We start from the raw sequence: 5,792 nt of genomic DNA, 5'->3' as shown, positions 1-5,792 counted from the left end.
AGGTTGATGTGGTTCTGACCGCCACCAACACCGTTGGCGAAGGCGGCAACATCGTCTACACCGCCAGCCTTGTGGATAAAAACGGCGCAGCGGTGACCAACATCACCAATCCGCTGACCGTCACCTTGGACAATGGCAAAACCATCACCATCGGTGTGAATCAGTCGAGCGGTTCCATCACCACCGTAGCGCCAAACGACGTCTACAAAGGCGACCAAACCGTCACCACCGCCATCAAAGGCGTGACCGGCGGCGAGCATTTCGAGAATCTGGTCCCTGGCACTACCGCGGTGAACACCACCGTTACGGACACACCGGGTACCGATAACACCACCACCGTGACGCTGACTGCGCCAAGTGCCGTTAACGAAGGTGGTCAGATCACCTACACCGCAACTTTGAGCAACAAGGCCGGCACCGACGTCACGCTGAAACTCGACAACGGCTCAAGCATCACCATTAAGGCCGGCGAAACTGTTGGCACCGTCACTGTCCCTGCGCCTACCGATGACGTGTTTATCGATAAGAGCACCCAAACCGTCAAGATCGCCGAGACCACCGGCGGCAACTTCGAAAAACTCGAAGTTGCCGGCAATGGCGCCACCACCACGATCAACGACACCATCGACAAAGTCGATGTGGTCCTGACCGCCACTACCACCGTTGGCGAAGGCGGCAACATCGTCTACACCGCCAGCCTTGTGGATAAAAACGGCGCAGCGGTGACCAACATCACCAATCCGCTGACCGTCACCTTGGACAATGGCAAAACCATCACCATCGGTGTGAATCAGTCGAGCGGTTCCATCACCACCGTAGCGCCAAACGACGTCTACAAAGGCGACCAAACCGTCACCACCGCCATCAAAGGCGTGACTGGCGGCGAGCACTTCGAGAACCTGGTGCCGGGCACGACGGCGGTGAACACCACCGTCACCGACACACCGGGCACCACCGACCTGACCACCGTCACCCTGACCGCCCCAACCGCGGTCAACGAAGGCGGCCAGATCACCTACACCGCCACCTTGAGCAACAAGGCCGGCAGTGACATGGTGGTGCAGCTCGACAACGGTTCGAGCATCACCATCAAGCAAGGTGAGACCGTGGGCACGGTGACCGTCCCGGCGCCTACCGATGACGTGTTCATCGACAAGAGCACCCAGACCGTCAAGATCACCGGCACCACCGGCGGCAATTTCGAGGGGGTGACCATCACTCCTGCAGGCGCCACGACCACCGTCAACGACACCATCGATGACGTGACAGTGGTGCTCAAGGCCACTGGCTCGGTCAGCGAGGGCGGGCAGATCGTCTACACCGCGTCCCTGGTCGACAAAAACGGCGCGGCCGTGAACAACGTGGGCTCCGACCTGGTGGTAAGGCTGGATAACGGCTCGACCATCACCATTGGCAGCGGCAAGTCCACCAGCTTCACGACGGCTACCGCACCGAACGATGCCTATGTCGGCGCCAATGATGTCAGCGCCAAGATCACCGGCGTGGTCAGCGGTGGCGACAAGTACGAGCATCTGATTGTTGATGGCAGCCCCGCAGTCACCAAGGTCACGGATGTAGTGACTGATACCAAAATCAGCATTACGGGCGACGGTTCGGTCACTGAAGGTGGCACCGCCCACTACACCCTGACCTTGACCAACCCGCCGCAAACGGATGTGACCGTGACGCTCAAATACAGCGGCACCGCCACTGACGGTTCGGACTTCACTGGCGTGTATACCGTGAAGATCCCGGCAGGCTCCAGCAGTGTGCCGTTTGATATCCGCACGCTCGACGACAAGATTACCGAGCCTACGGAACAGATCGTCATCACCATCGACAAGGTCACCGGAGGCAACTTCGAGAACCTGGTGATCGACAAAGGCACTGTCACCACCAACATCCTCGACAACGATGCTCCGCCGGTGATCGACCTGGATGCCAACAACTCCAGCGGCGCCACGGGTGCCGATTACAAGACGACGTTTACCGAGGGTACCGCCGGGCCGGGCGTGTCGATCGCCGACACGGACATCAAGATCACTGACCCAGACAGCACACTGCTGACGGGCGCGACGGTCACGCTGACCAACGCACAGGCTGGTGATGCCCTCAATCTGGGCAATAGCGTGAATGGCATCAGCGTCAGCACCAACAACCAGACGGGCACTATTACCCTGACGTTGTCCGGCAGTGCGACGCTGGCTGACTACATGCAGCGTATCCAGAACATCACGTTCACCAACAACAGCCACGACCCGAGCACCACGCCCCGCACCATCACCGTGACGGTGACCGATGGCGGCAACTACTCCAACGTGGCCACCACCACCGTCAACGTGGTAGCGGTCAACGATGCACCAGTGGCCACTGGCGGTGCCGTGACCGGTACGGAAGACACCGCGCTGGCCCTGACCTGGGCCAACTTCGGCGTGAGCGATGTGGACTCGCCACAAGCCAGCCTCGGGGTGAAAATCACCGAGCTGCCGGTAGCCGGCAAGCTGCAATACCTGGCGGCGGATGGCACCACCTGGACCAACGTGAGCAGCGGCCAGACCTTTACCAAGGCTCAGATCGATGGCGGCCAACTGCGCTTTACGCCGAATGCCAACGAGTCCGGCGCCGACGGTTACGGCGGCACTGGCGTGGGTAACAAGCAGGCGGATTACGCGCAGTTCAAGTTCCAGCCAACCGATGGCAAGGACCTGGGCACCAGCGCCACGGTGAAAGTGGATATCACCCCAGTGGCCGACGCACCGACCCTCAGCGTGGCGGACAACAACGTTGCCTCGACCGGGCTGGTCAAACAGGGCTGGAACAACATCGCCGGCCTTGGAAACAACGGCAATGGCGCTGCGCCAGACGTACTGAAAAAAGCCATCGACAACGCGGGCACCCCCAACAACACCTCCGTGGTGACCAACGTCGAGTCCGTCGACAACGTCACCGCCGGTTCTGGTTCCAAGATCTCCGGCCTGATCTACATGGAAGCGGGCAAGAGCTACACCTTCAGCGGTATCGCCGATGACAGCGTGGTGGTCAACGTTGGCGGTAAAGATGTTGCCAGCGGTTTGTGGGGCACCAACAGCGGCAAGTTCAGCGGCTCGTTCACGCCAACCACCACCGGTTACTACAGCCTTGAGATCTACCAGGCCAACCAGGCGGGCCCAGGCAGCTTCGACGTTAACCTGTCGATCAACGGCGGGGCGGTGCAGAACCTGAGCACCAGCACCGTGCCGTTGTACACCGGCCTTACCGACCTGACCAACGCCGGCGTCACCGTATCCGACCTGCATGGCAGCAACGGCGACGGTTACTACGTGGGCTACAAGCTCAACGAAGGCCAGGAGAACGGGACGGTCAAACTGTCCAAGGTCACCACCGCGCTGACCGACACCGACGGCTCCGAAACCCTGAGCGTGAAGATCAGCGGCATTCCGGCAGGCTCGGTGCTTACCGACGCATCGGGGCACACCTTTACTGCGGGTAAAACCGTGGGCGAAGTGAATGTCACCGGCTGGGACCTGAACACGCTGAGCATCAAGCCGCCGACCTACTACAGCGGCCAGTTCAACCTGACAGTCACCTCGACTTCCACCGAGAGCATCGGCGGTTCAGCGACCACCACCGCGCAATTGCCAGTCACGGTGCATCCGGCGACCTACAATTCGGTCACCGGCACCTCGGGCAGCGACACCATCAATGGCAGCGATGGCAACGACATCGTCGTGGCCGACATCGCCGGCCTGAACGTGGTGCAGGGCAAGAACTACAACATCGCGTTCATGATCGATACATCGGGCAGTATGGGTGCGGACTCGATAGCAGCGGCAAAAACCTCGCTGACTACCACGTTCAACTCGCTGAAAAACAGTATCGGCGCCAGCACCTCCGGCACTGTGAATATCTTCCTGGCGGATTTCAGCGACCAGGTCAATCGCACGGTGACAGTCAACCTGAAAGACCCAGGTGCATTGGACTCGCTGCAGAAAGTCCTGGACTCCATGGTGTCTACCGGCGGGACCAACTACGAAGACGTGTTCAAGGCCGCGTCCAACTTCTTCAAAAGTGCCCAGGCGACTGGCAACACTGGCGCTATTAATACAACGTACTTCATCACCGATGGTCAGCCGACGTTTTACCAAGCGTCCGAGCAGACCAACCCGTACTTGTACGGCAACGTCAGGCTCGATGATGTCGTCACCATGAACAACTACACCATAGGTACCGCCACCCGGATCAACATCGATTCGAATAACTACCTTGATATCAACTCTGCCGGCAAGGTGACCCTCTGGTCTTACGGCTGGGGATACAACAAGGGAATCATCCACGCCCAAGGGGATGGCACCTATGAAATATCGGTGCAAGGCGGCCTCGGATACGATACCGACTACTCCACCACCCTCAACTCCAACAGCGCGTTCGCACTGCTTAAAGGTCTGTCCACAGGTGGCGTAGAAGCCATCGGCCTCAATAGTGGGGTCAGCTTGAATCAGCTGGCACCGTACGACAGCGATGGCAAGCCACAGGCCAACATCGATCCGAAGGACCTCGCCAACGCTATCCTCGGCCACACCGAGGCGACGTTGCCGGGCGCGGACACCGTCAGCGGTGGCGACGGCAACGACATCCTGTTCGGCGACCTGGTGAGTTTCAGCGGGATCAATGGCGAGGGTTACAACGCACTGCAGGCCTTTGTCGCGCAGAAAACCGGCGTGGCTGTCTCTGCGGTGACCGCCTCTAACGTTCACCAGTACGTCACCGAACACTATGTGGACTTCGACGTCTCCGGCGCCAAGGATGCCAACGACACGCTGTTGGGCGGCGCTGGCGACGACATCTTGTTCGGCCAAGGCGGCAACGACACACTCGATGGCGGCAAAGGCAATGACATCCTGCTGGGTGGCACCGGCAACGACACGCTGATCGGCGGCCAGGGCAACGACATCCTGATCGGTGGCTCGGGTGCCGACACCTTTGTGTGGAAGTCTGGCGACATCGGCAACGATGTGATCAAGGACTTCAAGGCCTCGGAAGGCGACCGCATTGATCTGCGTGATTTGTTGAAAGGTGAAACCGACAGCACCATCGACAACTACCTCAAAATCACCACGGTAGACGGCGTGTCGACCCTGCAAGTGAGCAGTGAAGGCAAGCTCAACGCCGCTGGTGGCCTGGCCAATGCCGATGTGACGATCAAGCTGGAAGGCAACGACTGGTCCCACACCAGCATCAACTCGCTGATCAGTGGTGCCGACCCGACCATCAAGATCGACCACACTTAAGACACGATTAATCGGCCGCCCTTTCAGGCGGCCGTTTTTTTGGCCTGCGGGTCGCTGGCCCTGGCGGACGGTGCATCGCATACTCACGCCCATACACGCAGCGTTGACCTATGCTGTTGAACGCCTGTGGCGCATTTTCGAGGGGTTGTTATGTTTTACGTGCAACGTGATGCACAGGGCGCACTGGTTCGCGTAGAGGCTATCGCCTTTACCGAATCCACTGAAACCCTGCCGGCCGATCACCATGAGATCCAGGCCTGGTACGCCAACGAAGTGGTGGAAACCAGCCTGGCCCAGCTCAAACAGAGCGACTTGGAGATGATCCGGGTGCTGGATGACTTGATCCAGGTGCTGACCCGCAAAGGCGTAATCAGCGTGACCGACCTGCCGCCGGCAGCCCAGGCCAAGTTGATGGACCGTAACCAGGCGCGGGAAGCGTTGGGTGGGTTGAGCCAGTTGATCGATGATGACGAGAAAGGATTGATTTAATCCAACCGCTCCTAC

General features: G+C 59.6%; 1 protein-coding gene and 1 pseudogene. Both read left to right on the top strand.

The window, feature by feature from the left end; all coding sequences use genetic code 11:
* A pseudogene (locus tag AC4PS6_RS18290) lies at positions 1 to 5,288 on the top strand (LapA family giant adhesin); the annotation flags it as partial.
* A gap of 150 nt (positions 5,289 to 5,438) precedes the next feature.
* Complete coding sequence (locus AC4PS6_RS18285) at positions 5,439 to 5,777, top strand: hypothetical protein (protein WP_014716366.1); 339 nt, start codon at positions 5,439 to 5,441, stop codon at positions 5,775 to 5,777.
* The last annotated feature ends 15 nt before the right edge of the window (positions 5,778 to 5,792 follow it).

The sequence above is a fragment of the Pseudomonas sp. DW-iso17 genome (assembly GCF_058725345.1).
Note: the sequence above shows the minus strand (reverse complement) of the source record. Positions and strands in the feature narration are given on the sequence as shown.

Bases quoted from the DNA above. Each gene is read 5' to 3' on its own strand.
- AC4PS6_RS18285 (WP_014716366.1), top strand. From the start codon at position 5,439: ATGTTTTACGTGCAACGTGATGCACAGGGCGCACTGGTTCGCGTAGAG.